This is a genomic window from Pseudomonas sp. MHK4, assembly GCF_054600775.1.
The window spans coordinates 1-516 of record NZ_BAAIAK010000063.1 but is presented as its reverse complement, the minus strand read 5'-3'; the positions used below and the strand labels follow the sequence as shown (position 1 = coordinate 516).

The window sequence follows — 516 nt, the reverse complement described above, 5'->3', positions numbered from 1 at the left end:
GGCCGACCATGGCGTTCATGTTGGCGCCGTCGATGTACACCTGGCCGCCGTGGTCGTGGATGATGCCGCAGATTTCGCGGATGCCTTCCTCGAACACGCCGTGGGTCGACGGGTAGGTGATCATCAGCGCGGCGAGGTGTTCGCGGTGCTCGATGGCCTTGGCGCGCAGGTCTTCGATGTCGACGTTGCCGCGGGCGTCGCAGGCGGTGACCACCACGCGCATGCCGGCCATCTGGGCGGTGGCCGGGTTGGTGCCGTGGGCCGAGGACGGGATCAGGCAGATGTCGCGACGGTCTTCGCCACGGCTCTGGTGGTAGGCGCGAATCGCCAGCAGGCCGGCGTACTCACCCTGGGAACCGGCGTTCGGTTGCAGCGAGATCGAATCGTAGCCGGTGGCGGCGCAGAGCATCGCTTCCAGTTCATCGGTCAGTTGCTGGTAACCGGCGCTCTGCTCGGCCGGGGCGAAGGGGTGCAGGGCGCCGAATTCGGCCCAGGTCACCGGGATCATTTCGCTGG

Annotated in this window: 1 pseudogene; it reads right to left on the bottom strand. The window is 67.4% G+C overall.

The features are described from left to right. A pseudogene (locus ACYP2Q_RS31525) lies at nt 1–516 on the bottom strand (glycine dehydrogenase (aminomethyl-transferring)); the annotation flags it as partial.